This is a genomic window from Pseudanabaenaceae cyanobacterium SKYG29 (assembly GCA_025055675.1).
Lineage (GTDB): Bacteria > Cyanobacteriota > Cyanobacteriia > Pseudanabaenales > Pseudanabaenaceae > M5B4.
Map to the genome: position 1 here is coordinate 1 of JANWWT010000014.1, position 531 is coordinate 531.

The 531-nt window shown below is 56.3% G+C and carries 1 pseudogene; it reads left to right on the forward strand.

Annotation, left to right across the window (positions count from 1 at the left end):
* Nucleotides 1-531, forward strand: a pseudogene (locus NZM01_12595) (AAA family ATPase).

Genomic DNA, 531 nt, shown 5'->3' on the forward strand with positions numbered 1-531 from the left:
ACTTGAAGTCCAAGCAAATTCACGCCCTCGACATCGCCCAACTCGTCGCAGGCACCAAGTTCCGAGGCGAATTCGAAGAGCGTCTCAAAGCCGTCGTGCGCGAAGTCCAAGAATCCAACGGCGACATCGTGCTCTTCATCGATGAAATTCACTTGCTCGTGGGCGCGGGCGGCGCGGAAGGCGCCGTCGATGCCGCCAACATCTTGAAGCCCGCTCTCGCCAGAGGCGAACTCCGATGCATCGGCGCCACGACGCTCGACGAATACCTCAAATACATCGAAAAAGACGCGGCGCTCTAACGACGCTTCCAAACCGTCTTCGTCGAAGAGCCAAGCGTCGAAGACACCATCTCCATCTTGCGCGGCTTGAAGGAGAAATACGAAATCCATCACGGCGTTCGAATCACCGATAGCGCCATCATCGCCGCCGCCGAACTTTCGAACCGATACATCTCCGACCGATTCCTGCCCGACAAAGCCATTGACCTCATCGACGAAGACTTCTCGAAATTGCGTTTGGAAATCGATAGCG